This window comes from Candidatus Alkanophaga liquidiphilum (assembly GCF_053996935.1).
This window is the reverse complement of sequence record NZ_JBMXYC010000061.1, coordinates 1-25309: the sequence shown is the minus strand read 5'-3', so window position 1 is coordinate 25309 and position 25309 is coordinate 1. Positions and strand designations below refer to the sequence as shown.

Here is a 25309-nt window from a genome sequence, read left to right as displayed (position 1 = left end):
CTCTCCCCTCAGGCACGTCCGCCCGCGTTATCTCCTTCTTCGCATAACCCGTCCCGGTTATCGAGAACGAGTTGTAAGGCTCGGCATCCTGCACGAACGATATCGTTATGACCGCAGTCGGCACCACAGGCGTCGTCGTCGCATTAAGAATCTCCCCTATGTATATCGTGGTGCCATCAAGCTCCGTCACCACATCCACAACGTGCTCGGCGCCCGCTTGCGCACTTACAGGGGTGATCGCCATGAGCACTGATGCCAGTAATATCGTCGCAAGCAGCGCTCCTACCATTCTCTTACTTCCTTTCACGAATTTTCACCTCCCCTTTGCTTTAAGGTGGGAGGCTCTTTTTATAACTTTCGGTATAGTCATCGCCTCCCTAAGGCAACAGCCAAAAAAAGAGGAGGCACAACCCACATATAAAACTTTTTATTCACCGTGCTCCGATATTGGCTAAAAATTTATAAAGTGTTTCTCACGTAACTTTACGTCGTAAGTAAAAAGGATTTTGATGGCTTTTTGGGAGTGAAGCATCATTTGCTACATTCTGGTGGCGGGCGGTGTGAGAACTACTCGGATATAACGAAATTCTCGTTAATCTCGTTAATATTCTCCTTGGAAAATAGTGCTGGAACGGACAAGGAAAAGATTCTCGCCGCGACGAATGGGCGGGCGTTCTCCTTTGCCCGAACATGCGCGCAGTGCGTGCTCCGAAAGATTAATTTATTAGGAAAGGCTATTTACAAAGGGTGAGTTATTTGAGGAGATGGTATCACAAGAAAAATGAAGTTTGGCACACCGACGATGAAGAAGCTTATATGAAAGAGGTTTTGGAGTGGTGGGACAGGATTCCTGACCAGCGAAAATCCATGAAGGGGACGTGGCGGTCTGAGGAACACGGTGGGAAAAGCTGGGACGAGCTCGTCGTAGAGGAAGCTTTCCATATAGGTCTAACGAACCTAATGTGCACGTTCGTGGTGGCGGCGGCGCTTTGGCTTCTGGTATTTTATCTCTGGGTTGCAGGGACACTTTAAGGTTGCAGGGACACTTTAAGGTTGCAGGGATACTTTAAGGTTGCAGGGACACTTTAACACCGTCATATCCCCCGCTGCAGGCTTGCTCTCGGCAGCGAATGAGTTAAGCGCCAGCAAATTAAATCAGCCAATTGTAGTTGTTATTCATTTTTTAACAAACTCTACGTATCTCATCATGAGCCTTCTCGTCGCATCCAAAGCCTCAAAAACCTTCTTCTGCAGCTTCTCAAGCTCTCCTTCCATCTCGTAATGCGGAAGGCTCCAGCTATCTCTAAGGCATGTCAGCTCTCGTATCTTACGTTCCCAAAGCTCGTAGTCCGCCCCGTAGATGCGGCGGCGTTCCTCGTCTTTCAAATCCCGGAGAAGCACCAAAACGCTCTTGTGAAGGTTAAGGAGGACATCTGAAAGGAGGTGCATGCGGTGCTCGTTCCTCCGTGGCACATCAATGACCGCCCCCAAAAACAACGCATGGTAGAAACATTCCAGCGACCTATACAGCTTCACATCCTCGGTCAGCTTCTTTTCCATCTCTCCTCACTCAGCTCAAGTTCAAGAGTAGGGTCCACACGATGAACCACCAGAGAAACGTCGTGAATGAAATGTAAGCCCAATCCCTTCCGCTCATGCGCATTCTAATAACCGTGAAAACGTATTTCTGTGCGAGGACTGCGAGAGCGAGCATGAGAACGCCGCCGCTCGCATCGCCTGCAAGGAACGAAAATATGCCCACAAGCACGCCCATTAGTGATGGCACCGTCACTTTCTTAAGCTCTTCAAGCTTCCTCTCTCTCGCCACCTCTCCCATCTGCATCCCTTTGTGTTGAATCTACTTTATGTTTTGCCACTCATACAAGTTTGATGGAAAGTCGCAGGGAAGTTATGGATAAGATTTTTCATCCGAAGAGCGTCGCCGTCGTCGGCGCTTCGAGAGAGAAGAAGAAGCCGGGGCATCTGCTGCTGTATTCACTCGTGCAGATGGGCTTCCCAAAACACGGCGCACTCTACCCAATAAATCCGAGGGCGGACGAGATTCTAGGACTGAGGGCGCATAAAAGCCTAAAAGACATAAACGGGAATGCGGACGTCGTGATAATAACAACGCCGCCGGAGACCGTGCCGCAGGTGGTAGAAGAGTGCGCCGAGAAGGGAGTCGTCGCATGCGTGATACTGAGCGCAGGCTTCGGCGAGAGCGGCTCTGAGGCAGGGCGGCAACTTGAAGCGGAAATCCTGAGACTCGCGAGGAGGGGCGGCGTAAGACTCATCGGCCCGAATTGCATGGGTATTTATTGCTCGGCGGGCAGGCTCGGCTTCTTCCCTGACCAGCGTGCCGGCGACGATGTCCGTCGCTCCGAGGGCAAGCTTCTAAACGGGGACAAAGTCTCGTTCATCTCGGAAAGCGGTTCCATCGCTTGCATGTTTTACAGAATATGCCGAAGTCTGAATGTGGGCGTGAGCAAGATAGTGAGTTCGGGGAACGAATGCGACTTGAACGCTGCAGACTTCCTTCATTATTTTGGCGAAGACCCCGCTACTGAGATCATAGCGGCGTATCTTGAGGGCATAAGGGACGGGAAGCGATTCTTAAAGGTTGCGAGAGCTGTTGCAAGGCGGAAACCCGTAATCATCTGGATGGCTGGCATCACCTCGCAGGGGAGCAGGGCTGCGAAGTCGCATACAGGCGCCCTCTCTACTAAGGAAAGCGTGTGGAACGCTGTCTGTAGACAAACCGGAATCATCCACGTAAACAATATCGAAGAGCTCATGGACATGGTCCTCGCATTTTACTTCTTAAATCCACCGAAAGGGCGGAACGTTGCCGTCGTTTCGAGTCCGGGCGGCCCTGCGGTTTCTGCAGCTGACGCTTGCGCACGGCACGGGCTCCAGCTCGCAAGTCTGAGCGAAAAGACTAAGGAACGAATCATGAAACGCATCCCGAATTTCGGAACGAGCGTCAGAAACCCTGTAGACCTCGGCTTTGGCGCCGTCGAGGACGGTACCTACGAAACAGCGCTCTCTGCCCTCTTTGACGACGAAAACGTGGATGCAATCATCGCCATCGGCGGCGCTCCGACGTTCGTTGGTAAGAGCTTTTTGAAAGTTGAGGAGTTTGCAGAGGAGGCGGCTGCCGCTTGGCGCCGAACGACGGTGGCAGGCGATACTGACGACAACGCTGCTGCAAGCGGAGGAAAAAACGGAAAGAAACCACTGCTGGCAGTCCTACCCCCGCACATTTCGTCGGAGATGCCATTTGAGATATTAAGAGCGGCGGGCATTCCTGTGTATGCGACGCCGGACAGGGCTGCGAGGTGCTTATCCGCCCTTTGCTCCTACGCTATTTTAAAGGCACAAAGTGAGACAAAATGCCCGTCGTAAGTTTTTCGGTCTCAGAGAAGCTCGTAAGAAGGTTCAATGAGGCACTTTCGGAAAGCGGTTGCGCCAGCCGCTCCGAAGCTTTCAGGGAAGCGATGCGGAACTACATCTCCGAATACGAGTGGACGAAGGGCGTCAGCGAGCGTGCAATCGCTGTAATAACGGTGCTTTACGACAAGAAGACACGGAAAGACCTGCTTTCCAACCTGCAGCACGAATACGACGACGTGATTCCGACGACGTTGCACTTGCATCTGGATGAGACGAACTGCCTTGAGGTCTTTGTGACGAAAGGCGACGGCAAGCGAATCCTCGAACTCATCCGGAAAATAAAGTCAATAAAAGGCGTGAAGCAAGTGAAGTTTATAGCGACCAGCTCCGAACTTTAACGCAAAGTATTTAAGCTGATAGGACGACTTTACAGCGAGGGCTGTGCGGCGTAAAGGTGATAATGATGTTTCCGGCGAAGAAAATACAGAGACTTATAGGCACGAGAATTCAAGTCGAGATGAAAGGCGAGAAATTTGTCCTTGAGGGCTTACTTGAGAGCGTTGACGATTACTTGAACCTTTACCTCAGCAGCGCCACCGAAATCTTGGACGGCGAGCGGCGGCGCATGCTCGGCTCCGTGGTGCTGCGTGGCAACAACATCGTGCTCATAACTCCGCTGGAAGAGTGAGATGGTGAAACTGGAGGCTCTTATGGTCAAGGGCGTGGTGGCGCCCTGCATAGGCTGTACGAGAAGCTGTGAGCCTGAGAGGTGCGAACTTCTAAATGAGTGGATACAGCTGTTAATTGACGAATATGATATGAAGGAGCATTAACTATGGTATGAAGGAGCATTAACTCAGGCTAATGCTGTTCTTTGAATATCTGCCCTTCAAAGACACTTATCTCTGTGTTCTCGTCGAGCCATGCGTCCGGCGGCAGTCCTGCCTTTACGCACGTCTGGCAAAGAAACTCGACGGCATCCCAATTGTATTCTACGGCGACCTGTGGCAACAGCAAGCCCTGATAAATGCCACGCTTCGCGATAAGCCCGTGCCGCCCGACTTCTACGAGCTTCGGCAGCTCCTTAGGTTTCGCCTTCAACTTCTGCGGTGGTGTGAGAACTGTAAGCTCAAGCTCGACCTCATCAAGCTCGCCCTCGGAAAGTGGTGGGAACCTAGGGTCGTTAACGGCAGCGGCAATCGCAGAATCTATAATTGCCTCCTTTAGCGGAAGTATGGGATACGGATAGCCGATGCAGCCTCGCAGTGCATGATGCTTGTTTATCGTCACGAAAACCCCGCTCTTCTCGTTGAAAATTTCAGGCAGGTCGGAAGGCGGCTTTATCTTCACGCCCCCCCTCACATATTTCTCTATCGCTTCTCTCGCCAACTTCAAACCTAATTGCCCCTCTTCCTCAGTCAGCCTCCGCATAGTGTAAAATGCGGAAAGAAGCTATAAATTTATTGCTCCCATATATAGCCTTTCCCTGAACTTCCCCCCTCCGTCAATAACCCTCCTCTCGACGCTCATCAGGCTTAAGTTCCGTAGCTCCATCCCCTCAGCCTCTTTCACCTCCTCAACCCCGTGCTTGGTAATGGCAAGAAGCCCTACGCTCGGAAATTGCCTTAAGAACCCTCTGAGTTTGCGTTCATACCTCTCTGGGACGGCTACGTAGAGATGCGACACGCCTCGACCCGACATACGAATTCAACTGTTCCTTTAACCTGTCAAGCTCTGTTCGAAGCTTTCATTCCACGCCTACTACGCCTTCACTTTGGAATCAATTTCGTTTATGCATGATAGGCATCGCCACCACATCTATCTTGCCGTGCCCACGTGCGACTAAACCTGTTTCGCAACTCGCAAGTGTTCGCAGTGAATGGCGACAACGCGCATGTCCAAACCGCTCATCTTTTATTTAATTTAAGTAAAATAAGCTTGAGATGATGGCGTCAGCGTTACAGTCCGCAATATACGCAGTTTCCACATCCCTTCTATACCCAGTAGTCCTCCTCCTACTTTTTCTTGTCGCATGGATTGCTGTCGAGCTTGGTGGCTTCCTTTACGAACTTTTCTCAAGATTACGGTCGCCAAGTAAGCTCGAAGACGGCATAACTGCTGCGATGGTCGCAGAAAATCGCAGCGACGCCGTAAAGCGAGTTCTGAGCTCAGCGTCCAGCTACATGCTCCACGGATTCCTTGAGGACCTCCTGCGGCTCGTCGAGGACAGTGGCGAAAACAACGACAAGCTGCCAGTGCGTGTCGAAAAACTTCTTCAAAATTATGAACTGCAGGCGGCAAGGCGGCTCGAAAAGACGAAAATACTCGTGCGTATTGGTCCAATGCTGGGGCTGATGGGGACGCTCATCCCACTCGGCCCGGCGCTCCTCGCACTCACGCACGGCGATGTGGAGACCCTAGCGGGCAATTTAATAATAGCGTTCGGCACGACCGTCGTCGGGCTCCTCGTCGGCGGCATCGCCTTTGTTATCTCAGCGGTCAGAGGACGTTGGTATTCGCAGGACCTGAACGACATGGCATATGTTTGTGAGATGTTGTTTGGAGGTGAGTGATTGGAGCTGAGATACATGCAGCGTGGTGCTTTTCGGCACGGGTATAAGCGGCGTGTGGGCGGCATTTGGAGCGTTTATGTCGTATGGAGAGCGACTCACTGAGCGGCGTTGCGAGCCTTTTTGACGTGTGATGCCCACCTTGGACTGCTTGTTATTATTCTCTTACGGACTCGTTTGGCTTAAGGCAGCCTTACCATAGTAAAGAATCTGGGGCAGAATGGCATGGGAATCATCGTAAAGAAGGCAAGGAAGTAAAACGGCTGAGCGCCTCAGAGAAAGCCATACGGACGTAAATGGTTACCGAAGTTAGCAAGATTTACGAGACTAAGACGGTGGCTTGATATACTACTTGCGAACGTCAGCACGCCGCCCCTTAGGACTTGTAAGCTGCAAGTGTGGGTGTAAAACGGCGCTTTTTTATACGAATAACACAGAAACAAACATAATGTTTGAGCGAGTGCGAGAGGTTTTAGACGACAGAGAGGGGGTCGCAAGGAGCTGGAAGGAGCAGGGTAAGAAGGTTGTGGGCTGGGTCTGCCCTTACGTTCCCGAGGAATTGATACATGCAGCGGACATGCTGCCTTTCAGGGTAATGGGCGCTCCCGTGACTATCGTGAAAGGAGACGCCTACCTTTATCCGAATATTTGCTCCTTCAACAGGGTCGTGCTCGAACTCGCTTTAGGCGGGCGTTACGACTTCCTCGACGGCGTCGTCACCGCAAACGTCTGCGACCACATCCGCAGGCTCTACGACGCTTGGCATTTCTTCTTGGACACGCCGCTCAAACTCATCCTCAGTCTCCCGCACAAAACTGCTGAGAACGCAGTCGCTCACTTCAAAGACGAACTTTTGAGATTCAAAAACAGCCTTGAACGCCTTTCAGGCGCCGAAATTTCCGACTCAGCCTTGAAAAACTCAATAAAAACATACAACCGAGCGAGGGAACTTCTTCGGAGAATCTACGAGCTGAGGCGAGAGGACGAGCCGCCGATTTCGGGCGCCGAGGCGCTGGAAGTCGTTAAAGCTGGAATGTCCTTACCGAAGGAGGAGTATGTGGCGTTGCTGGAGGAGCTTTTTGAGAATTTAGAGCAACGAGACAAACGATACAAAAGCAATGCTAGGATAATGATTACTGGAAGCGACCTCGACGATCCGGGGTTCGTGAAGCTTATCGAAGATGCTGGCGGCGTGGTTGTGGCGGATGACCTCTGCACCGGCAGCCGGTATTTCTGGGAGGACGTGGACGTCGGCGGCGACACTCTGGAGGCGCTCGCAAGACGTCACCTCAGTCCAGTTCTTTGCGCTCGCATGCACCCCTACGAAGCGCACATCGAGCATATAATAAAAATGGCTGGCGATTTCAACGTTGATGGCATAATTTTCGAAGCCTTAAAGTTTTGCGACATTTACGGCGGCGAATATCCGTTGCTCCGAGAGCGATTGAAGGAAGAGGGCTTTGACATCCCGCTCCTGCTGCTCGACCGCGAATATGCGCTGAGTGGCGTGGAACAGTTGAAAACTCGAATACAAGCATTCATTGAGAGTTTGAGTTAGGAGGTGGAGGTTTTGGCAGCCACGATTCCACAAATAGATTCTGAGGTCCAAAAGCAGTATGCGCAGTTTGTGGCTAATTTCTTCAAAAGTGCGTTCGACGCAAGGAACGCCGGCAAGAAGCTTGTTTGGATGGCTTACTACCTGCCGTCAGAGCTTTGCTACGCCCTGGACGCCGTGCCCTTCTATCCTGAAATCTGGGGCGGCGTCTGCGCACGGCAGGGCATCGTTCTAAAATATCTGGAGGCTGCGGAGAGCTTTGGTTACCCACGTGAGTTGTGCTCGGCGACGAAGTCCGCCGCCGGGATGGCGCTTTCTGGAGAGGCACCGCCGCCGGACGCAGTCCTGAGCACTCAGCCCGTTTGCGACGGCGGCATGAAAGTTCATGAGCTCGTCGCAGTCCGTTACAAGTGCCCGCACTTCTTCATCGACGTGCCCTATACCAAAGACAAGAATGGCATTGAATATTTGACAGGCGAGTTAGAGGGAGCTCTTAAGTTCCTCGCTGAGTCCTTTGGGACGGAACTGAGCGAGGACCGCCTGAAAAAAGTCGTGGAGCTCTCGAAGCGTGCCGAGGAGTTGCACCTGGAAGTCAATGAGCTTAGGAAGAAGAAGCCCTCGCCGCTTCTGAGCTTGGAGCTTTTTGGACAGTATTTCTTCCCATGCAGCTTCCTCGGCGGCACGCAGGCAGCCATTGATTTCTACGCAATGGTTGCGGAGGTGGCGAAACGCCGCATTAAAGAGGGTAACGTGCTTGAGGAGAAATACAGGCTCCTTTGGGCGCCGCTCGTCCCGCAGAGCTTCCTGAGCATCCTCCAGTGGCTTGAGCTCGAATACAAGGCGAAAGTCGTCATGGAAATGGTGGGCTATGCTCCGAAAATCGAAATGGATGCGGCGAAGCCGCTGGAAAGCCTTGCGAGGAAGACGCTTGAGGCGAGGTTTCCGTCTCTTGGGAACGGTCCGGGCGTGCTTAATCTCGATAGATACCGCGAAATCGTGAAGGATTACGACATCGATGCTGTGATTTACTTTGCGCATTGGGGCTGCCGGACAATTTGCAGTGCGGTCAAGATGGTTAAGGACTTGCTCAGAGAGGAATTCGATGTGCCGATGCTCGTGCTCGACGGCGATATCTTCGACCCGAGGAACAACCCAGTGGAGCAGGCGAGGGCGAGGGTGGAAGAGTTTTTTGAGATGCTTGAGTAGGGCGATAAGGTGGGAGGTAAGATGCTTGTTGCGGGCGTAGATGTGGGCTCGCTGACAGTAAAAGCCGTAATATTGAAGGACGGGGAAGTTGCGGCGACCACAACGCTCATCACCGGCGACGACGCTGCCACCGCCGCAAGAACTGCGATAAACGAGGCACTGAAAAGCTTGGCGGAGCGAGGCGTGAGCGCAACGCTCGATTCTCTGGACTACGTAGTGGCGACGGGCGTTGGCAGGAAGGAAGTTGCGTTTGCGCACGAGGTGAAGACGGATGTCCGCTGCGACGCCGTCGGCGCACGCCACCTCTTTCCGTCGGTGAGGACGGTCGTGGACATTGGAGCTGAGAGCTGCAAGGTTATCCGGCTGAGCAAGAAGGGCAGAGTGGAAGACTTCACTGCCAACGATAAATGTGCCTCCGGCACCGGAATGTTCCTCGACACGCTCGCAAAGGTCATCGGCGTCGGCGTCGAAAAGCTCGGCGAACTCTCACTGAAAGCGAAGGAGCCTGCGAAAATCAGCAGCATGTGCGTCGTCTTCGCCGAGTCAGAGGTCATCTCTTACATCCACAAGAAAACGCCAGTCGAAGACATTATCGCCGGCGTCCATGAGTCCATATCTAACAGGATATTCGGAATGATGAACAGAGTGGGCATCGAAAAGGACGTTGCGCTTGTGGGCGGTGTCGCGAGGAACGTCGGCGTCGTCAGGGCGCTCGAAGCGAGAGCGGGCGAGAATATTCTGGTGCCTGAGGCGCCGCAGATCGCCGGCGCCCTTGGTGCCGCTTTAATCGCTGCGAAGGCGTGTGAGGGGGGTGCATGATGCTCGTCGCCGGCATCGATATCGGCTCGCTAACTGCAAAGGCGCTAATCCTCGAAGATTCAAAAATACGGGCATACGCCATAATTCCAACTGGCGTTGATAGTGAGGAAACCTCGAAAAAAGTGATGAACAGCGCTCTTGAGAGGGCAGAGCTCAGTCTTGAGGACCTTGAATACGTGGTCTCGACCGGCTACGGGCGTGTCATCGTTCCGTTCGCAAACAAGAGCATCACTGAGATCTCTTGTCACGCAAAGGGCGCCGTCTTTCTTTTCCCGTCGGTGCGCACGATTCTCGACATGGGCGGACAGGATTGCAAGGCGATACGCTGCGATGCCTCCGGAAAAGTGCAAAACTTCGCAATGAATGACAAGTGCGCTGCAGGCACCGGGCGTTTCTTTGAAATAATAGCCGAGACTATGGAATTGCCGCTTGAGGAGCTTGGGGGGCTTTCGCTTGAAGCGATGTCGGCTGCGAAGATAAGCTCGGCGTGCGTCGTCTTTGCGAAGTCCGAAGTCTTAGCGCTGCTGCGGAAGGGCGTTGACAAGAAAAACATTCTTGCGGGCATAAACGAGGCTGTTGCCCTCAGGGTTTTTGCCCTTCTGAACAGAGTGGGCATCGAAAAGGACTTCGCAATCACCGGCGGTATCGCAAAGAACGTCGGCGTCGTGCGAAAAGTCGAGGAGAAGGTCGGATTGAAGGCGCTGATTGCAGAAGAACCACAAATCGTCGGCGCTCTCGGCGCTGCGCTCTTCGCAAAAGAGGCACTGGAGCAGGTTTAGGCGTAAAAGGTTGGTGGGGCGTTTGATAGCGCATTACGGCTACGCCGACGGCTCAGGAGAGTATTATTTGATTGTTGATACCGATAGGTGTGACGGCTGCGGTCGGTGCGTCGAAGTCTGCCCGAACGACATTCTTGAGCTTGCCCCTGACGACTACGGAAAGACTGTCGTGCGTGTTAAGGACGAGTTCGTGAACAGCATCGGCTACATCTGCCCTGCATGCAAGCGACGGGACGAGCGTTGTGAGAGCGTCTGCGAGCACGCTGCTCTTTCTTACACGTGGTAAGGCGTGACGTGCCTGACGTGGTAGTGCCCTGAATGCCCTCGCCGCCAAGCCTCGCATTAGCCAGTGCGTCTCGCTCTTATCACAACACGCTAAAAATCAACAGCCTAAGATTTGCAAAATCACTTTTCTTGCTCTTGGTTTATTGTCAAGTTCTACGAAGACGACTTGCTGCCACGTGCCGAGAAGCATTCTTTTGTTTTTGAAGGGGACAGTCAAGCCCGGTCCGAGGAACGCCGCTCGCACATGCGAGTGCCCGTTGCCGTCGTGCCAGCGGCGCTCGTGCTCGTACCATATATCTTTGGGGAACAGCCGTTCGAGGGCAGCGGGCAAGTCCTTTAAAAGCCCCGGCTCGTATTCTATGGTCGTTATGGCGGCGGTGGCGCCCGGAACGAAGACGGTCACGATGCCGTCGCTCACCCCAGCTTCCTTTAGTTTCTCGTTTATTTTGCTCGTTAGGTCGATTATCTCAACTTCGCCCCTCGTCTGGAAGCTTAACTCTTTCGTTATGACTTCCATTCGTTTCACCCACTTTGATTTTGCCGCACCTGCTGTTATTCGTAAACAGGCTCAAGCCAATGCAGGTATTTCTCGTCTCGTGCGTTCACGACGTCGAAGAACTTATTCTGTATGGCTCTCGTGATGGGTCCGACCTTGCCGTCGCCGATAGTTCTGAAGTCGATTTCTCGGATTGGCGTGACTTCAGCGGCGGTGCCTGTGAAGAAAGCCTCATCGGCTATCAAAACCTCGCCGACGGTCAGCGGCTTCTCCACAACTTCGAAGCCGAGGTCTCTTGCTATTTTAATGACGGAGTCTCTCGTGATTCCGGGGAGGATTGAGGATTCGAGCCCGGGCGTGTAGATGACGCCGTCACGCACGATGAATAGGTTTTCGCCGGAGCCTTCGGAGACGTAGCCGTTCGCATCCAGCATTAGAGCTTCATCGAACCCCTTGCTGCGGGCGTCCATGACGGCGAGCATCGAATTTACGTAATGCCCGACCGCCTTCGCGGTCACGGGCACCATCCTCGAATGCAAGCGGTGCCACGCCGAGAACGTGCATCTTATCCCCCGCCTGAGCGCCTCATCGCCGAGGTAGGCGCCCCACTCCCATACCGCAATCACACACTCCACAGGGCAGCCGCCGGGATGCACTCCGAGGTTATGGTAGCCGTAGAACACGATGGGGCGGATGTAGCAGGCTTTCAGCTCGTTAACTCTTATCGTCTCCTTTATTGCCTCCGTTATTTCGGCATGAGAGTATGGGATTTCGATGCAGTAGAGCTTTGCTGACCAGAAGAGGCGGTCTACGTGCTCCTTAAGCCTGAAGACGAAAGAACCTCGCTCGGTGGCGTAGCAGCGGATTCCTTCGAAGACGCCTGAGCCGTAGTGCAAGGTGTGCGAGAGAACATGAACCTTGGCGTCTTTCCAGTCCACAAATTCCCCGTTCATCCAAATCTTGCCACGCTCTGGCAGCCTCTCAGCCATTTTCTCACCTTTAAATGATAGTGCGATTAATATAGGAAGAACAGAATAAAAAGCTTAGCAGGGAACTAAATCACGGCAAAGGGGGGTGTGCGCAGACGGCAAGAGCGAAGTCGAAGAAGAAGCCTTGTGTGAACCTCGGAGTGGTGGGACATGTGGATCACGGGAAGACGACGCTCGTGAACGCACTTTCGGGCGTTTGGACGGACAAGCACAGCGAAGAGCTTAAAAGAGGCATATCCATAAGATTGGGTTACGCAGATGCGACGTTCAGGAAGTGTCCAAAGTGTCCGGAGCCTGACTGCTACACGGTCGCTGAAAAGTGTGAGCATTGTGGCTCTAAGACCAACGAGTTACGGACTGTATCGTTCGTGGACTCGCCCGGGCACGAGACGTTGATGGCGACGATGCTGAGCGGCGCCGCAATCATGGACGGCGCCATCCTCGTGATAGCAGCGTCAGAGCCGTGCCCGCAGCCGCAGACCAAGGAGCATCTTATGGCTCTGGACATCATCGGTATAGATAGAATCGTCATCGTCCAGAACAAAATAGACCTTCTCTCTCGAGAAGAGATCATAGAACATTACTGGCAGATAAAGGAGTTTGTGGAGGGAACTGTTGCCGAGAAGGCACCGATAGTGCCGGTGTCGGCGCAACAGAAGGTTAACATAGACCTGCTTATACAAGAGATAGAAGAAACGATACCACCGCCGGAGAGAGACTTAAGCAAGCCGGCACGCATGCTCATCGCCCGCTCCTTCGACGTGAACAAGCCCGGGACGCCCATAGATAAGATTAAAGGCGGTGTGATAGGGGGTTCCTTGCTACAAGGCAGGATAAGAGTCGGTGACGAAATAGAAATACGCCCCGGAAGGTCAGTGGGCGGCAAGGAGCTCTGGCAGCCGATGCTCACGAAGGTCACGAGCATAATGTCTGGAAGTATTAGGCTTGAGGAGGCGACGCCCGGCGGGCTCGTCGGCATCGGCACGACGCTTGACCCTGCGATGACTAAGAGCGACTCCATGGTAGGGCATGTTGTTGGGAAGCCGGGGACGCTGCCGCCCGTCTGGAACGGCTTTAAGCTGGGTGTTCGCTTGCTTGAGCGTGCTGTCGGCACTGAAGAAGAGATCAAAGTCATGCCCATAAAGGTGGGCGAGCGGTTCATGTTAAGCGTCGGCACCGCAACGACCCTTGGCGTCGTGAAAAGCATCTCAAAAGATGCTGCAGAGGTGCGGCTCAGCCGCCCTGTCTGTGCGGAGGTCGGCGCCCGTGTAGCGATAAGCAGGAGAATAGGCGCAAGATGGCACTTAATCGGCGTGGGCACGATTCTGGAGGGCGACGCCGCATGATTTACGAAATGCCACCATTTCGCCCGCCGAATGAGGGTGCGGAACAGAGTTTGCTGCTGAGGGTTACGAGGGGCTGTCCCTGGAACAAGTGCACGTTCTGCGCTATGTATAAAGGTATGAAATTCGAGCGAAGAGATGTGGAGGAGATAAAAAAGGATATAAAAGTTGCAAAGCTTTTCTACAACGCTGCCTACGGGCGTGAACCTAAAACGGCGTTCATCGGCGACTCTGACAGTTCTATCATCAAAACTGAGGATTTTGTTGAGATTTTGAGGTTTTTGCGTGCTAAGATTCCGAGCCTGAGGCGGGTGACGAGCTATGCACGGGCGAAGACCATTGTCAGGAAGAGGGAAGAATATCTGCGGGCGCTACGGGAGGCGGGGCTAACAAGGTTGCATTTAGGACTTGAAACCGGCAGTGACGAGCTTTTGCGGCGTGTCAGGAAGGGAGCGAGTGCCGAGGAGATGATAACGGCGGGGCGGAAGGCGAAGGCGGCGGGCTTTGAGATTTCTGAATATGTGATTCTGGGGCTTGGTGGCAGGGAGTTCTTCGAAACAAGGGAGCATGCCCTCGAAACTGCAAGAGTTCTTAACGAAATAAACCCGAACTTCATCAGGTTTAGGACGCTCGTCCCGTTGCCCGGCACGCCGATGCACGATAAATATGTGAGTGGCGAGCTTGAGCTGCTCACGCCGCATGAGGTTTTAGAAGAAGCCCATACCATCATCGAAAACCTCGAAGTCAGTAGCTGGGTGAGTTTCGACCACGTCTCTAATCCATACCCCATCCCCGACGCCAAGCTTCCTGAGGAGCGGGAGCACTTGCTCGGAGACTTGCGGTTTGCGCTGAGCCTCGACGAGTCGCAACTCGTAGATGCAAAGTATTTGATATGTAGAGGGTATTTGTGACGGTGTTGCTGGTTTAAACAAATTCCACACCAGAGTCTCGGCGTCGTAGAGCGCGACGTGCCCAGCCACGTAACGCGCGGGACTCCTGCAACGGCGTGCTGTGCGAGGAGGCTTTTGTTACGCCGGACAGTATTGTGTTTGGAGAGCTAACGAGGGCGCGTTGCTGCCGGAATTAATCAGGAGGGTTGTTACGCCAAAGCTTCGGTGCCGACGAGCTTCGCACCCGCCGTTTTCAAAACTTCAGCCGCCCGCTCAACGTCGTCAACGCTCATTATGAGGATCGCCTTGCCGCCGCCTTTTGAGAATGCGTATGCATAGTTTATATTTATAGAAGCCTGCCCGAGAGCGTCCGCAATTTCGAATAGCGCCCCGGGGCGGTCTTCCATTTCGACACTCATGACTTCAGTCTTCGAGACCGTGAAGCCAGCGTCCCGCAAGACGTCGTGGCAACGCTCCGCATCGTCCACGATGAGGCGGACGACGCCAAACTCCCCGGCTTCGGCGATCGAAAGCGCCCTTATGTTCACGCCTGCCTCATAAAGGAGTCTCGTCGCTGCTGCCAGCGTCCCCGGCTTGTTTTCTAGGAATAACGAGACTTGGGTTATTTTCATGGCTTTCACTTGCCCCGCAAACCTATTAAGTTTAACTATGGAACGATTCGGTGCAAGATTTGAAACAGAGCGCTCACTTCCTCTGGTTTCTAATAGCCAGTCAAAGGTCGCATTTCCGCTCCCCCTCTTTACCCCACCGCTTGTAATCTCTAAGCTTCCAAGCTCCAGCCTTAGCAAGCTCGGAAATGCCGCAGGCGGGCGTGCTGCCCGTAGAATAACATTTCAAGCAATTACCATCGCAACCTGCCACCGGCTCAAATCTATCACCACGCCGCACGTATATTGGGACGTTAATGCCTTCGCAGTTGTTTGAGGTTTTAAATTCGGCGTTCAGCCCCTTAAGCCTTCCGTTCGGCAGACGCTCGAACTCCATGCAAAGCGCGAACGTCACGTTATGACGACAGCAAATGTCCCTGAGCGTGCGGAAGAGCTGCTTCCGATACCAAATGCTCGCATGCAGCCTCGGTCCGATGCGCTCCGTGAAGAGCGTTTCGTAGCGCCGCCTCATATCTTTTCCAAACTTAACCTCAATCTTACTGAGGATATCGCTTTTCGTCCTCAGCGGGATGTCGAGGCAACTTGCGATGATGTGGGCGGCGCCCCGTTCTTTTGCTGCCGCCACTAAAGCTCTAAGCTCGTTTTCGCTATCGGTGACAAACGGCAGCACAGGGTCAATTCTGCAAACCGTGAAAATTCCGGCATCACACAATCGCTCTATGTTCCTAAGAAGTCCATCGACGCTGGCGCCGCCTTGCATTAGCTTCCTGCGAAGCTTTTCATCAAGCGTTACAATCGTGATTTGCGCAAACGAGTGCTCCTGCGTTTTTAAGAGTTTCAGGGCTTTGTTACTGACTACGCCCTTCGTGACGACATCCACGGGGAGATTCCGCCGCACGAACTCCTTGATTATTTTTTCGGTCAGCTCGTAACGCTTGTTAATCGGCTGGAATGGGTCGGTAACCGGCGATAGATACCCGCAACTCGCCACGTTTAAAGCGTCAAGTTGCCGTGAAACGACTTTATCAAAATCTTTGAACACGGTGACGACGCCCTCTCGGCGGAAACGCTCGAAATATCCAGGAAAAGCGTGGGCGTAACAGAAAAAGCAACGGTGGCTACACCCGTTGTAGGGGTTAATTAAAAGGCGCTCCGCCGTGCACTCTCGGGCGCCGTTCGGCTCTATGCCGCTCCACCAGCCATGTAGTTCCTTCTTTGAAGCTACGAGGACATGCGGCGTCGGCTCCTTAAGCACTTCACCGCCGCCCGACATAACGGCAAGACGCCGTAACCTCCGCTCGCAAGCGTTAGATATACTTCTCTTTGACAAGGATCTCGGCATTCAGGATGGCGGCGCCGGCGGCGCCCCGCACGGTGTTGTGCCCTAAGGCTATGTATTTGACTTCGCGGCTGCCGCTCTCTCTGACCCTGCCGACGGAAACCGCCATACCGCGCTCAGCATCCCTGTCGAAACGGGGCTGCGGTCTGTCCTGCTCCTCCCTTAGGATCAGGGGCGTTTTCGGCGCGAACGGCGTGTTGAGAGGGCTTTTAAAGTTTCTGAACGCCGCCTTCACATCCTCGGCGCTGATGTCCTTTGAGAAGCGGACCCAAATGGCTTCGGTGTGCCCATCAAGCACTGGCACTCTATGGCATGACGCCGTCACCTTGAACTCTGCATTCTTAATACGCTCGCTTTCAAGAGTGCCCAGAATTTTCAGGGCCTCGGTTTCCATCTTTTCCTCTTCTCGGCTGATGAACGGGATGACGTTGTCGATGATCGCCATCGAGGGGACGCCCGCATAGCCAGCACCTGAAACCGCCTGCATCGTCGCTACGTGCACTTCCTCAATCCCGAACTCCATCAGGGGCTTCAGCGTCATAGTCATCATTATCGTCGAGCAGTTCGGGTTTGTCACGATGAAGCCGTCCCAGCCACGGCGGCGCCGCTGCACTTCTATGAGGCGAAGATGGTCGGCGTTCACCTCAGGGATGACGAGCGGAACATCCTCCTCCATTCTGTGGACGGAAACGTTGCTCGTTACTGCATAGCCGGCGCTTGCGCACTCTTTTTCGACGCCTCTCGCAACGTCGCCGGGGAGCGCCGAAAACATGATTTCGACGTCGGCGTTCTTGCTTGCGACGCTCACGTTCTTAACTTCAAGTTCCGCCACGCTTTCCTGAATTGCTCGATCCAAGAACCACTTCGCAGCCTCCCTGTAAGGCTTCCCGGCACTCCGCTCCGAGGCATAAACCTCTGCTATTTCAAACCATGGGTGGTCGCGCAGCAAATCCACAAAACGCTGACCCACACTCCCTGTCGCCCCCAAAACTCCAACTTTGATACGCCGCATACTAACCTAACACTACCCCTTCCTCCTTTATTTAATACTGTGCCGCAGAGCTGCTAAGCAGGCAGGACTTTCAAGCCGCTCTTCGCCCTTACGACGAGCACGTCGTCGCCTGCTTTCTTCTTGAGGAAGGGCGGCTTCTTCAGAGTCACAGTCTCGTAGCTCTTTGGATCTAATATTTGGATTTCATCCCCGCTTACCGACATCAACACGGCCTTTTCAGCCTGCTTCCTATTACTGACGAGGCTTGCTCGTCGCACGTTCTCCGCACTTAAAAACACGCGGCTTCCTGTCTCCAAGTCCAAGCCCACGACGCCACGCCCCCCCACCCGCTCCACCAGAACTACTTTTCCGTCAAGCTCGATAACGTCGCCCTTCAGGAACTTCGGCAGCCTGACCAGAAACGTGACACGATAAATCTCCCTGCCGTCCTTCCTGCCATAGAGCTTTTTGCTCTCAGAAATTCTTCCGCCGAGCGTCTTCACGATACTTTTTGAGATTTTCCTGCCGCCCTCGATACTGCCGACGTAGAAATCAATGCCTTCTCTTTTCTTCTCCACTTTCGAGATGAAATCTTTAAGACCATCGCCGAGTGCCGAATACGCAATCGCTTCGACCCTGAAAAGCTCGTCATCGCTTGGTGTCCTCCCGTCGGCTCGCACCTGCACGATGCTCTCGAAGTAGCCGCCTGAAATCCGGCTGCACCGCTTGCACGTTCTCCTCACAAACTTTATTCTCAGAGGGCGGCGCTCCTGCAGATTCATGCCCTTGAAATTCACATCAAGCTTGACGGCGGCGCTTGCACCCCATCCCCTAAGCTCCTCGATTTCCACGTCCACGCCTCTGAGCTCCGCATGCATGCCCTTGGCGGCGGCTTTCAGCTTTTTGCCTACGGCATCCCGCACAATGCCCTGCAAATCCGCAAGCTCGCCGCTCTCCTTGAAAAATCCACCGCAATGCCTGCAAACTCGCACTTCTATGTCAGGAAGCTTTATTTTATCAGTCTCAACCCTAAAAATGCTTAACACGCATTCTTTACACAACCCCCCATATAATTCTTCAGACCGCTTCCCGCAGCCTGCGCAGAACTTGCTCCACCTCCTCTCCACCACACTACCCCCCTTAAACCAGTAAGTTCTAACTGGCTAAAACCTTACGACGACGAGGCGGCGCAGTGAAAATCAATGAGAAGTGAGAATGTTAAGTTAGAGGAGCGATGGAAATCGCGATTACCCTGCCAAGGCAGCTTGGGGAGATTTTGAAAGAGCCTTCACAAAACTTCTACGAAGCTCAGATGACGAGTGTGCCGTGGGAGTCGTGCTGGGGGACGTTGGAAGTTCTTGGCGAAATAAAGGGCATGACTGAAGGGTTAGCGCCGGCCCCCATGGTTTGAGCTACTTTTGCGAACAATTTTAGGAAGATGTTGCTGCTAATCCCCTCCGGGCAGGGGAGGGGGTGGGAAAAGTTTTTATAGCTTGCGTTCAATGGATGAGTAACGAAGCTGTGGGTATAACCTGCGGTCAGGAGCTGCGTGCTCAGCTCGAAGGGGAGCGCCGTCCGGCACACTCCCCAACCTCCCAAGCTTCCGGTGGAAGCCCCGACTCGGGGCGGGGGAGGAGGTCACGACTTACTCCGCTCCTTTTTCCTCATGAGCTATCTCATACCTGTAAGTGATGAAAGCTCTTTTAGCCTTATACAGGACTTTCTTTTTGTCGTATCCATATTTTTCAGCGAGTTTCTCCAGCAGCCGCCTCTTGCTGCCGCCCTTTAACTCCAATTCCTCCATTATTTCTTCAATCATTTTCTTTTTCGCCTCTTCCGAAAGAGGCTCCCGCCCGCCGCCCGCTCCTGCCTCAGTCATCTTGTCCACCCTCACTTCACTACTCTTTCCTCCGCAGCCTCACGGGAGAAAGCAATCTTTCAGATACGCCGGCGAGCTTCGTCTCCGAAACTATCAGACGCTCTGGTAAACGTTCTGAAATTTTAAAGTCTAAGGTCACCGATTCGGCGTTAGAGATTTCCACATTATCGTCCCTGAAAAGCTTCAAGCTCCGTGCGGCGTCCACGCTTATCTCAACAAAGCTCTTTGCGAACACCCCGCTCCAGAACGCTGGCGTCGTTCTGTAAAGCAGCAGATAATCCCCGCTTTCAGCAGCTTCCGCGCCTCTCGCCGTTCCCACAGCTGTAGCGCCGCCCTGCAGCCCCTCAGGCTCCGCCAGTACTTTCGTTTCTTTCCTTTTCACCTGAACATCGTCCTCTTTGGGCGACGTTTCTCCTAAGCCCAGCGTTCCGAAAACCTCGCTGCGAACCTCCTCGAAGCTCCGCCTTCCGCCTGTGACGCCCTCTACCATCCTCTCAAGAATTTCAACGCCTGCCGCTGACGTGCCCCCGTTCTCCAAAACCCGCCCCTCCACATTCACTATAACCCCTCGCTTCTCAAAGAACGCCTCGCTCGCAAGCGTCACGCCTGCAAGCTCTGAGGCGACCGTCCTAAAAGCTCCTTGCTCCACCAAAAGTTCAAGTTCTGAAAGACGCTTCCGAATTTTACGCTCGTTTAGCAAAAGAGCGCCCGCCGGATCCGTCTCAAGAAGAAACAGCGCCTTCACCCGCTCGTCTTCGAAAACCTCAAGCAGGCTCAAGCCTTGCTTCGTCTCAGGTGCCAGTGAGCTTTGCAGCAATGCCGCGCTCGTCGTCAGAAACGGCTTCATTAAGAGCAGCGTGGCGCCGCACTCCGCACACACCGCAAACATCTCTCTTAGCAAAACAGCGTCCGTGTAGGGATTTGCCTCCGAAATGACGAGAGCATCTTCAAAAACGTCCTTCCGTGCTCTTAACTTTTTTAGCTCCTCTGCTGCCGCATTTATGAAGGCTGTGGCATCCAACAAAACAGTCTCGTCGGCAATCCCGCGTTCGCTGCCCACAAACGCGACCTCAAAAACCTTCGCACCGTTCTTCTTTGCTTTCAAGATCCGCCTCGCAAGCAGCGGATATTGTAAAAAAGGCTCCACGAAGAACAAAACAAGTTTTGAAGCACGTTCCACGTCCGCCAAAGGCACACCTATTTCCAAAAGCTCATGCAAACTCTCGGGTAAAGTTTTGAAAGCAGCGTTCAGCCCCAGCTCCAGATTTTTACAGCCAAGACCTTTACAAAGGTTGATGAACGAGGCGAGCTCTTCGCACGTCGCCGCCCCCACGCTTACGAACGCCAGCTCCTCCGGCTTCACACCTTTAAGTCGCTTCACAGCTTCGCTTACAGCTTCGTCCAGCGTCACAGGCTTGCCATCAACAGTGTTGTTCAAGCGTTCTCTGTCGTAATATTGGGGGAGAGACATGCCGAAAGCGCAAAGCTTACCTACGTTCACGGGTGCTCTCTTCCTGTGCCACACTTTAAGCCCCCGCTCCTCGTCGCCTTCTAAATACAAGCCGCAACCGAGGCCGCAGCCCGGACATATCGTTTTTATCATCGACTCACCCTCCACTTTACAGTATGTCATGCCATTGGAGCTCTGCCTCGTAGAACGGAGGCTTCTCCGAAACGTTCATCCCGGGCATGTAGTTCAACTTGCGCTGCATCCGCTCTGCGAATCGCCTGTGGATGAACGTGAGAGGAATATCAACCGGACAGACGTCCTCGCACTGTCCGCAGCCGATGCATGAATCCATCAGATGCAACAGTCTTATCACATTATACATGGAAATTACATAGTCGTCTCGCTCGTCGTGCATCGAAACACACTTTGCAGCGTCGTCGCACGCACACACCGGACAAACAGTCCTACAGGCGCCGCAGTTTATGCAAAGCCTCAGCGTTTCGACGTAGAACTTCAGACGCTCATCTCTCGTAAGCTCCTTCACTGCATCAAGCTTCTCCCACCACTCCTCTGCTAGTTTCACCATTGCGTTTTTTATCCTCTCCCGCACCTCCAACGACTTCTCAGACGCCTCCTTAACTTTAATATATCCATTCTCCAAGGCGTTTTTAAGAAGTGCCTCGCCCTTCTCGGTTAGAACTTCGACGAACGTCGCTTCTTCTCCCTTTAGCACGCCCCAGTTCCCACATGCCAAGTCCGCCATCGTCGGAATCTTCGTAATGCACATCTTACAGGAGTCCCTACGCCCGTAACCTTTCTTTTCAAGCTCCTCTATCTTACATTCCCTCTCCTCACCGCTCTGGAGGGTTAAGAAAAGCTTGCCCGCCTTTATTTCCTCCTTGACCACTGCATCCGGGTCGATTCCGTAAACTTCCGCAGCCGCCTCCCGCAGGTTCAGGGGGTGCAGCGTGCCACCGCAGTTCAGCCCGACGAGATAAATGTCGTTGATGTCCAGTTGCTGGCGTTTCGCCTGCTCTATGATACCACGGGCGTCGCAAGGCTTTACCGGCAACCCTATTTTCTTGCCCTTGTTCTTTTCGTCCTTATAGAATTCCACGACGAACTTCGTCAGGTTTACCGGGACGGCGTGCAGAGAGCCCGCACTCTCCACGACGACTTCAGGGGCGCTCGTGACTGTGGGGATGCCTTCATAAACGTCTTCCTTCTTGACCACGACGACAGCATCCAGCAAGCCATTTTCAAGAGCAGCGACGAGCGCCGCCGTGACGAAGCCGCCATTCGCCGCCCGCCTCCTTATTTTCTCATCAGTTGCCCACGCAAGGTAGCATGTGCCCATATTCTTCCCTCTTCCCCTACTTTTTCCAGCTCTTCCTGAAAGGACTTGGACCTACTTTCTTAACGTTCTCGGTCACCTCTTTAACCATATCTGCAAAAATCGCGCCTTCGGAGGCGGAAATCCATTCCAAGCGGAGCCGCTCAGGTTCAAGCCCCAATTCGTCCACAAACTCTTTCAGGAACTCAAAGCGGTTTCTTGTCTTGTAGTTCGCATCTACATAGTGGCAGTCGCCGATGTGGCAGCCCGTGATGAGGACGGCGTCCGCACCCTCCAGAAAACCCATCAGCACAAACGCTGGGTCAATACGCCCCGAGCACATCACCCTTATCACCCGTATCGTCGGCGGCGTCTGCCTCCGCTCCAAGCCCGCGGCGTCCGCTCCCGCATACGAGCACCAGTTGCAGCAAAACGCTAAAACCTTTGGCTCCCACTCCTTTTTTTCATTCATTTGCTCATCTACGACAGCCAACATACCTCACCCCAGCGCATTTGCAGCCTGCCCCTGCCCACTCGCAGGCAGCCACACTGCCTCCGAATTCCATCAAGGGAGTTTGGCGAGCACCTTATAAAAACGTGCCGAAATTGAAAGCTCGTGCGCCTCTACTAAGACAAGACGCACGCATGGCTACGGGCGTGCCGAGCATCACGGGCGTGTGAGCTTGTATTTCTCACGCATTTCTCTGGTGAGGAAGCAGATGCCGCATTTGTCGCCGACGATGTATATGGAAATCATCTTATCCGGGTTCTTTCTGTCTATTTTCGGCTTCCTGCCCAGCACCTGCTCCACAAGTCTTTGCAGATATGCGGTCACCTCCCTCTCAATGCTCTTATTTGAGACCCTCACGTCGCCTCTCGTCTCAACGTGCACACACAGAGTCTCCTCAGGCTCTATCTCGTCTATGTGCTTCGCAACGTGCCTCTTCACTACGCTTATTAGGTTTTCAGGAGCTGTAAATACGCTTTCTAGAGGCACCGCCCTACTGACGCAGCGGAATTCCTCGGCGTCCTCAAGAAACTCTGTAACGTCATCAACCTTACCGAAAAGCACACCCTCGCCACAAACCTCAAACTCACCTTCGCCCTCCAGCTCTTTGAGAAGCTCTTCCTCGCTACACTCCTTCCGTCTTATGACTAATAAATTCCAATCCCTTGGCATCTCCCCCTTAGAGATAAAAGGCGAGCCTTTTCACCCTGCTCACGGGGTGGGGATGCGTCGAGAAAAGCTCCATGAGACGCTCCGTCAACGGCACCTTTGCCTTCTGCGCAAACGTCTCAAGCTCGTATGCGCTTATCCGCCCATCCCTATTAATGTCAGCCTCCCTGAGGTCTGTGAGGTCTCTGCGGGCGGTTGCTGGGTCCGATGCGAAGAACGCCCGGAGCCCCTGCACCGCCTTTAAGGTCTCATCGCTCGCTTTGGCGTTGCCGTGGATTATTTTATAGAGAGCGGAGGCGAGGCTGTAAGGTCTTTTCGTGAGCTCGACGCTGCCGGCATCCGCATAGTATTCCCGAACTCTCGACGCATATAATACAATTAAATTGCTGATGAGGTATACGAGGAAGGCGATGAAAGCAATTGCAAGCGTCGGCAAACTCCCCTCGTCCCTGCTCCTGCCGCCGCCAAAGAACGCCGAAAGAAATAGACTGTAGTAAACGAAATAGCAAATCATGGGAATCACGCTCAGCGCCGTTATCACGAGCATGTCCCTATGTTTGATGTGCGAGATTTCGTGCGCCAAGACTGCTTCGAGCTCGTCTTTGTCGAGCATCTCAAGGAGCCGTCTCGTGACGCACACTCTCGCTTTCCGCTTCGACGTGCCGAAGGCGAAGGCGTTAGGAATAGGAACTTCCGAGATGCCAACTTTCGGCTTTGGAATGCCAGCACGCCTCGCAAGGTCTTTAACGAGCCAGTGCAGCTCTGGATACTCAAGCTCCGAAACGTAACGGACCCGCATCGTCCACTCCACAATTTTTGGACCCATGAGGAACTGAGCGCCGACGATAACAGCCGCAAGCACCGCGTAAAACACGGGAGCGCCGATGCCTAAGGCGTAGGCTACTAACACCAGTAGCCCGTATATCACTGCAAAGAGCAGTATAACACACGCCCACAGCCGCACATGCAGGAAAAACGTTCTCATCTTATAAGGGTTTCCTCAAAGAATGATTTAAATATTTCGTTGCAAGGGGCATAAGCCAGCGCTGGAAACTAATGCTGCTAAACCACCGGCGCAGGTTACCTGCCCCGCCGCTCAAGGATGGCTTTTATCTTCTTCAGCCTTATGAAGTTCTCTCTTTCCATCTCGTCAAGCCGCATTTGTATGTATTTGCGGGTCGCCTTCAGCCGGGGGATGAGTATGTATTCGAGGGCATTTACCCGCCGCTTCGTCTTTTCGACCTCCTCAGCGAGCCGCCGCACCGTCTCTTCCACCTCCGCAACCTTTATCACCTTCTCTAAAGCCTCTTCGAAGCTCTGGGCGCAGCGGTCGAGCACCGCCGACGTGTCCACGAAGCCGTAACCACGCTCCGTCGCCTTCCGCGAGAGAGATTCCGCCTCGATTATAGGCACGCTTACGCCCATGATGCTTCGGGTATCGAAGTCCAGCGCAATTTTCTGCGCAGTTATTAGAGAAATTTGGCGGACATTCTCGACGCCCAGCAACGCCTGCGCCAGTATTAAATTGTTAAAAGCTTCCTTGAGCTTTTCTTCCATCTCCTTGCGTGCTGCTCTGACTTCTGAAACCACGTCCAGAAACTCCGCAATCAGCGCATCCCGCTTCTCCTTGAGAAGGTCATGCCCCTTTTCCGCAAGTTTAACGCGACGAGTCAGCTTCAGAAGCTCCATCCGCGTCGGGCTCACGCCCTCTATTACCTCCGCCATACTTTCACCTCACCCCGGCTCGCCGCCCCTATATTCAGCAAACGCACATTTAAAGTTGCCGCAACGCTCCGCCGCACGCATACACCATAAAACGAGAGCGAACTACTATTTAAACCAGTGCTCTTAGCAACATCCCTTATCGCATATGGTTTCCAACCAATAGTTTTATGCTCAAATAATATCATCAAAGTATGAAGGCGGGAAAGGTAATGAAGGTGTTGAGAATATCCCGAAGCACGCTGCACAGACATGCGAGGGAGGGCTTGATAAGGAGAAGAAAGATTGGAAAGCGTTACGATTATCTTGATGAGGATGTCTATAGGCTTTTGAATCATGGACTTCCTCACAAGATTTACATCTATGCGAGGGCTTCCACGCCGAAGCAGAAGAAGGCTCTTGAAAATCAAATTTTCACGCTTCTTGACGAGGTTATGGATTACAAGGTGGACAAGGTAATAATT

At 53.3% G+C, this 25309-nt stretch carries 33 protein-coding genes; 15 read left to right on the top strand and 18 right to left on the bottom strand.

What is annotated here, in order from left to right:
* A partial coding sequence (locus tag ACXJJA_RS08140) for a hypothetical protein (protein ID WP_456487715.1) occupies positions 1 to 307 on the bottom strand: 307 nt, incomplete at its 3' end.
* A gap of 440 nt (positions 308 to 747) precedes the next feature.
* On the opposite strand from ACXJJA_RS08140, the gene ACXJJA_RS08135 reads away from it, so the two are divergent.
* Positions 748 to 1032 carry a hypothetical protein gene (locus tag ACXJJA_RS08135; protein WP_456487714.1) on the top strand — a complete coding sequence of 95 codons (285 nt, stop codon included), beginning with the start codon at positions 748 to 750 and terminating at the stop codon, positions 1030 to 1032.
* A 144-nt stretch (positions 1033 to 1176) separates the two neighbouring features.
* Here the strand turns inward: ACXJJA_RS08135 and ACXJJA_RS08130 are convergent, their stop codons facing one another.
* Together ACXJJA_RS08130 and ACXJJA_RS08125 are read right to left on the bottom strand one after the other, a co-directional pair.
* The gene (locus tag ACXJJA_RS08130; protein WP_456487713.1) at positions 1177 to 1560 is read right to left on the bottom strand and encodes a hypothetical protein; all 384 of its coding nucleotides are present in this window, start codon (positions 1558 to 1560) and stop codon (positions 1177 to 1179) included.
* 10 nt (positions 1561 to 1570) lie between these two features.
* Entirely contained in the window at positions 1571 to 1837 is a 267-nt protein-coding gene (locus tag ACXJJA_RS08125; RefSeq protein WP_456487712.1) for an EMC6-like membrane protein, read from the bottom strand.
* A 74-nt stretch (positions 1838 to 1911) separates the two neighbouring features.
* Here ACXJJA_RS08125 and ACXJJA_RS08120 point away from each other — a divergent pair, with 74 nt between their 5' ends.
* The 4 genes from ACXJJA_RS08120 to ACXJJA_RS08105 all read left to right on the top strand — a co-directional run bounded on the left by ACXJJA_RS08120 (position 1912) and on the right by ACXJJA_RS08105 (position 4226).
* Positions 1912 to 3405, top strand: coding sequence for an acetate--CoA ligase family protein (locus ACXJJA_RS08120; RefSeq protein ID WP_456487711.1), 1494 nt, complete (start codon positions 1912 to 1914; stop codon positions 3403 to 3405).
* Complete coding sequence (locus tag ACXJJA_RS08115) at positions 3393 to 3791, top strand: CopG family ribbon-helix-helix protein (protein ID WP_456487710.1); 399 nt, start codon at positions 3393 to 3395, stop codon at positions 3789 to 3791. The genes ACXJJA_RS08120 and ACXJJA_RS08115 overlap by 13 nt, the downstream gene beginning before the upstream one ends.
* Positions 3792 to 3856: 65 nt before the next feature.
* Positions 3857 to 4081 (top strand): LSM domain-containing protein, encoded by a 225-nt coding sequence (locus tag ACXJJA_RS08110; RefSeq protein WP_456487718.1) that lies wholly within the window; start codon positions 3857 to 3859, stop codon positions 4079 to 4081.
* Position 4082: 1 nt separating this feature from the next.
* Positions 4083 to 4226: a hypothetical protein gene (locus ACXJJA_RS08105; protein WP_456487709.1), complete on the top strand. Its 144-nt coding sequence runs from the start codon at positions 4083 to 4085 to the stop codon at positions 4224 to 4226.
* 28 nt (positions 4227 to 4254) lie between these two features.
* Here the strand turns inward: ACXJJA_RS08105 and ACXJJA_RS08100 are convergent, their stop codons facing one another.
* Positions 4255 to 4824: a TIGR00296 family protein gene (locus ACXJJA_RS08100; protein ID WP_456487708.1), complete on the bottom strand. Its 570-nt coding sequence runs from the start codon at positions 4822 to 4824 to the stop codon at positions 4255 to 4257.
* A gap of 21 nt (positions 4825 to 4845) precedes the next feature.
* Positions 4846 to 5094 carry a hypothetical protein gene (locus ACXJJA_RS08095; RefSeq protein ID WP_456487707.1) on the bottom strand — a complete coding sequence of 83 codons (249 nt, stop codon included), beginning with the start codon at positions 5092 to 5094 and terminating at the stop codon, positions 4846 to 4848.
* A 242-nt stretch (positions 5095 to 5336) separates the two neighbouring features.
* Here ACXJJA_RS08095 and ACXJJA_RS08090 point away from each other — a divergent pair, with 242 nt between their 5' ends.
* The 6 genes from ACXJJA_RS08090 (at position 5337) to ACXJJA_RS08065 (ending at position 10608) form a co-directional block, all read left to right on the top strand.
* Entirely contained in the window at positions 5337 to 5966 is a 630-nt protein-coding gene (locus tag ACXJJA_RS08090) for a MotA/TolQ/ExbB proton channel family protein (RefSeq protein WP_456487706.1), read from the top strand.
* 445 nt (positions 5967 to 6411) lie between these two features.
* A complete protein-coding gene (locus ACXJJA_RS08085) occupies positions 6412 to 7521 on the top strand; it encodes a 2-hydroxyacyl-CoA dehydratase subunit D (protein WP_456487705.1) in 1110 nt (369 codons plus the stop codon).
* A 3-nt stretch (positions 7522 to 7524) separates the two neighbouring features.
* On the top strand, positions 7525 to 8724 hold the full coding sequence (locus ACXJJA_RS08080) for a 2-hydroxyacyl-CoA dehydratase subunit D (protein WP_456487704.1): 1200 nt from the start codon (positions 7525 to 7527) through the stop codon (positions 8722 to 8724).
* A 9-nt stretch (positions 8725 to 8733) separates the two neighbouring features.
* Positions 8734 to 9543, top strand: a complete 810-nt coding sequence (locus tag ACXJJA_RS08075) for an acyl-CoA dehydratase activase (protein ID WP_456487703.1) — start codon at positions 8734 to 8736, stop codon at positions 9541 to 9543.
* On the top strand, positions 9540 to 10322 hold the full coding sequence (locus ACXJJA_RS08070) for an acyl-CoA dehydratase activase (RefSeq protein WP_456487702.1): 783 nt from the start codon (positions 9540 to 9542) through the stop codon (positions 10320 to 10322). Before ACXJJA_RS08075 ends, ACXJJA_RS08070 begins: the two co-directional genes overlap by 4 nt.
* A gap of 13 nt (positions 10323 to 10335) precedes the next feature.
* Entirely contained in the window at positions 10336 to 10608 is a 273-nt protein-coding gene (locus ACXJJA_RS08065) for a 4Fe-4S binding protein (protein WP_456487717.1), read from the top strand.
* Positions 10609 to 10704: 96 nt separating this feature from the next.
* On the opposite strand, the gene ACXJJA_RS08060 is transcribed toward ACXJJA_RS08065, so the two are convergent.
* On the bottom strand, positions 10705 to 11124 hold the full coding sequence (locus ACXJJA_RS08060) for a secondary thiamine-phosphate synthase enzyme YjbQ (RefSeq protein WP_456487701.1): 420 nt from the start codon (positions 11122 to 11124) through the stop codon (positions 10705 to 10707).
* 35 nt (positions 11125 to 11159) lie between these two features.
* On the bottom strand, positions 11160 to 12092 hold the full coding sequence (locus tag ACXJJA_RS08055; RefSeq protein WP_456487700.1) for a branched-chain amino acid transaminase: 933 nt from the start codon (positions 12090 to 12092) through the stop codon (positions 11160 to 11162).
* Between the two features lie 140 nt (positions 12093 to 12232).
* Between ACXJJA_RS08055 and ACXJJA_RS08050 the strand changes: the two genes are divergently transcribed.
* Together ACXJJA_RS08050 and ACXJJA_RS08045 are read left to right on the top strand one after the other, a co-directional pair.
* Complete coding sequence (locus ACXJJA_RS08050) at positions 12233 to 13438, top strand: translation initiation factor IF-2 subunit gamma (protein ID WP_456487716.1); 1206 nt, start codon at positions 12233 to 12235, stop codon at positions 13436 to 13438.
* Positions 13435 to 14346: a radical SAM protein gene (locus ACXJJA_RS08045; protein WP_456487699.1), complete on the top strand. Its 912-nt coding sequence runs from the start codon at positions 13435 to 13437 to the stop codon at positions 14344 to 14346. Before ACXJJA_RS08050 ends, ACXJJA_RS08045 begins: the two co-directional genes overlap by 4 nt.
* Positions 14347 to 14534: 188 nt before the next feature.
* Here ACXJJA_RS08045 and ACXJJA_RS08040 read toward each other — a convergent pair whose 3' ends face one another.
* From ACXJJA_RS08040 to ACXJJA_RS08025, 4 genes are all read right to left on the bottom strand, one after another.
* Complete coding sequence (locus tag ACXJJA_RS08040; protein ID WP_456487698.1) at positions 14535 to 14957, bottom strand: ACT domain-containing protein; 423 nt, start codon at positions 14955 to 14957, stop codon at positions 14535 to 14537.
* A gap of 100 nt (positions 14958 to 15057) precedes the next feature.
* Positions 15058 to 16209: an SPL family radical SAM protein gene (locus ACXJJA_RS08035; RefSeq protein WP_456487697.1), complete on the bottom strand. Its 1152-nt coding sequence runs from the start codon at positions 16207 to 16209 to the stop codon at positions 15058 to 15060.
* Between the two features lie 52 nt (positions 16210 to 16261).
* Complete coding sequence (gene asd / locus ACXJJA_RS08030; protein ID WP_456487696.1) at positions 16262 to 17305, bottom strand: aspartate-semialdehyde dehydrogenase; 1044 nt, start codon at positions 17303 to 17305, stop codon at positions 16262 to 16264.
* Between the two features lie 53 nt (positions 17306 to 17358).
* Positions 17359 to 18414, bottom strand: a complete 1056-nt coding sequence (locus ACXJJA_RS08025) for a 60S ribosomal export protein NMD3 (RefSeq protein WP_456487695.1) — start codon at positions 18412 to 18414, stop codon at positions 17359 to 17361.
* A 104-nt stretch (positions 18415 to 18518) separates the two neighbouring features.
* Here ACXJJA_RS08025 and ACXJJA_RS08020 point away from each other — a divergent pair, with 104 nt between their 5' ends.
* The gene (locus ACXJJA_RS08020; protein WP_456487694.1) at positions 18519 to 18695 is read left to right on the top strand and encodes a hypothetical protein; all 177 of its coding nucleotides are present in this window, start codon (positions 18519 to 18521) and stop codon (positions 18693 to 18695) included.
* A 234-nt stretch (positions 18696 to 18929) separates the two neighbouring features.
* On the opposite strand, the gene ACXJJA_RS08015 is transcribed toward ACXJJA_RS08020, so the two are convergent.
* The 7 genes from ACXJJA_RS08015 to ACXJJA_RS07985 all read right to left on the bottom strand — a co-directional run bounded on the left by ACXJJA_RS08015 (position 18930) and on the right by ACXJJA_RS07985 (position 24848).
* Entirely contained in the window at positions 18930 to 19163 is a 234-nt protein-coding gene (locus ACXJJA_RS08015) for a hypothetical protein (RefSeq protein ID WP_456487693.1), read from the bottom strand.
* Between the two features lie 19 nt (positions 19164 to 19182).
* The gene (locus ACXJJA_RS08010; protein ID WP_456487692.1) at positions 19183 to 20766 is read right to left on the bottom strand and encodes a molybdopterin-dependent oxidoreductase; all 1584 of its coding nucleotides are present in this window, start codon (positions 20764 to 20766) and stop codon (positions 19183 to 19185) included.
* Positions 20767 to 20782: 16 nt separating this feature from the next.
* Complete coding sequence (locus ACXJJA_RS08005; RefSeq protein WP_456487691.1) at positions 20783 to 21970, bottom strand: Coenzyme F420 hydrogenase/dehydrogenase, beta subunit C-terminal domain; 1188 nt, start codon at positions 21968 to 21970, stop codon at positions 20783 to 20785.
* Between the two features lie 16 nt (positions 21971 to 21986).
* Positions 21987 to 22418, bottom strand: a complete 432-nt coding sequence (locus ACXJJA_RS08000) for a hydrogenase iron-sulfur subunit (protein WP_456487690.1) — start codon at positions 22416 to 22418, stop codon at positions 21987 to 21989.
* 195 nt (positions 22419 to 22613) lie between these two features.
* On the bottom strand, positions 22614 to 23126 hold the full coding sequence (locus ACXJJA_RS07995) for a THUMP domain-containing protein (protein ID WP_456487689.1): 513 nt from the start codon (positions 23124 to 23126) through the stop codon (positions 22614 to 22616).
* Between the two features lie 7 nt (positions 23127 to 23133).
* Positions 23134 to 24108, bottom strand: a complete 975-nt coding sequence (locus ACXJJA_RS07990) for a zinc metalloprotease HtpX (RefSeq protein ID WP_456487688.1) — start codon at positions 24106 to 24108, stop codon at positions 23134 to 23136.
* A 95-nt stretch (positions 24109 to 24203) separates the two neighbouring features.
* A complete protein-coding gene (locus tag ACXJJA_RS07985; protein ID WP_456487687.1) occupies positions 24204 to 24848 on the bottom strand; it encodes a V-type ATP synthase subunit D in 645 nt (214 codons plus the stop codon).
* Between the two features lie 191 nt (positions 24849 to 25039).
* Here ACXJJA_RS07985 and ACXJJA_RS07980 point away from each other — a divergent pair.
* On the top strand, positions 25040 to 25309 hold a 270-nt coding region (locus ACXJJA_RS07980; protein ID WP_498038917.1), incomplete at its 3' end, for an IS607 family transposase.

What these genes read in the sequence shown, in the direction of transcription:
- ACXJJA_RS07995 (WP_456487689.1), bottom strand. Translation starts at nt 23,126, where the DNA reads ATGCCAAGGGATTGGAATTTATTAGTCATAAGACGGAAGGAGTGTAGC.
- ACXJJA_RS08045 (WP_456487699.1), top strand. Translation starts at nt 13,435, where the DNA reads ATGATTTACGAAATGCCACCATTTCGCCCGCCGAATGAGGGTGCGGAA.
- ACXJJA_RS08070 (WP_456487702.1), top strand. Translation starts at nt 9,540, where the DNA reads ATGATGCTCGTCGCCGGCATCGATATCGGCTCGCTAACTGCAAAGGCG.
- ACXJJA_RS08095 (WP_456487707.1), bottom strand. Translation starts at nt 5,094, where the DNA reads ATGTCGGGTCGAGGCGTGTCGCATCTCTACGTAGCCGTCCCAGAGAGG.
- ACXJJA_RS08110 (WP_456487718.1), top strand. Translation starts at nt 3,857, where the DNA reads ATGTTTCCGGCGAAGAAAATACAGAGACTTATAGGCACGAGAATTCAA.
- ACXJJA_RS08055 (WP_456487700.1), bottom strand. Translation starts at nt 12,092, where the DNA reads ATGGCTGAGAGGCTGCCAGAGCGTGGCAAGATTTGGATGAACGGGGAA.
- ACXJJA_RS08000 (WP_456487690.1), bottom strand. Translation starts at nt 22,418, where the DNA reads ATGAATGAAAAAAAGGAGTGGGAGCCAAAGGTTTTAGCGTTTTGCTGC.
- ACXJJA_RS08090 (WP_456487706.1), top strand. Translation starts at nt 5,337, where the DNA reads ATGATGGCGTCAGCGTTACAGTCCGCAATATACGCAGTTTCCACATCC.
- ACXJJA_RS08100 (WP_456487708.1), bottom strand. Translation starts at nt 4,824, where the DNA reads ATGCGGAGGCTGACTGAGGAAGAGGGGCAATTAGGTTTGAAGTTGGCG.
- ACXJJA_RS08005 (WP_456487691.1), bottom strand. Translation starts at nt 21,970, where the DNA reads ATGGGCACATGCTACCTTGCGTGGGCAACTGATGAGAAAATAAGGAGG.
- ACXJJA_RS08015 (WP_456487693.1), bottom strand. Translation starts at nt 19,163, where the DNA reads ATGACTGAGGCAGGAGCGGGCGGCGGGCGGGAGCCTCTTTCGGAAGAG.
- ACXJJA_RS08060 (WP_456487701.1), bottom strand. Translation starts at nt 11,124, where the DNA reads ATGGAAGTCATAACGAAAGAGTTAAGCTTCCAGACGAGGGGCGAAGTT.
- asd (WP_456487696.1), bottom strand. Translation starts at nt 17,305, where the DNA reads ATGCGGCGTATCAAAGTTGGAGTTTTGGGGGCGACAGGGAGTGTGGGT.
- ACXJJA_RS08125 (WP_456487712.1), bottom strand. Translation starts at nt 1,837, where the DNA reads ATGGGAGAGGTGGCGAGAGAGAGGAAGCTTGAAGAGCTTAAGAAAGTG.
- ACXJJA_RS08120 (WP_456487711.1), top strand. Translation starts at nt 1,912, where the DNA reads ATGGATAAGATTTTTCATCCGAAGAGCGTCGCCGTCGTCGGCGCTTCG.
- ACXJJA_RS08040 (WP_456487698.1), bottom strand. Translation starts at nt 14,957, where the DNA reads ATGAAAATAACCCAAGTCTCGTTATTCCTAGAAAACAAGCCGGGGACG.
- ACXJJA_RS08130 (WP_456487713.1), bottom strand. Translation starts at nt 1,560, where the DNA reads ATGGAAAAGAAGCTGACCGAGGATGTGAAGCTGTATAGGTCGCTGGAA.
- ACXJJA_RS08115 (WP_456487710.1), top strand. Translation starts at nt 3,393, where the DNA reads ATGCCCGTCGTAAGTTTTTCGGTCTCAGAGAAGCTCGTAAGAAGGTTC.
- ACXJJA_RS08105 (WP_456487709.1), top strand. Translation starts at nt 4,083, where the DNA reads ATGGTGAAACTGGAGGCTCTTATGGTCAAGGGCGTGGTGGCGCCCTGC.
- ACXJJA_RS07985 (WP_456487687.1), bottom strand. Translation starts at nt 24,848, where the DNA reads ATGGCGGAGGTAATAGAGGGCGTGAGCCCGACGCGGATGGAGCTTCTG.
- ACXJJA_RS08020 (WP_456487694.1), top strand. Translation starts at nt 18,519, where the DNA reads ATGGAAATCGCGATTACCCTGCCAAGGCAGCTTGGGGAGATTTTGAAA.
- ACXJJA_RS08085 (WP_456487705.1), top strand. Translation starts at nt 6,412, where the DNA reads ATGTTTGAGCGAGTGCGAGAGGTTTTAGACGACAGAGAGGGGGTCGCA.
- ACXJJA_RS08010 (WP_456487692.1), bottom strand. Translation starts at nt 20,766, where the DNA reads ATGATAAAAACGATATGTCCGGGCTGCGGCCTCGGTTGCGGCTTGTAT.
- ACXJJA_RS07990 (WP_456487688.1), bottom strand. Translation starts at nt 24,108, where the DNA reads ATGAGAACGTTTTTCCTGCATGTGCGGCTGTGGGCGTGTGTTATACTG.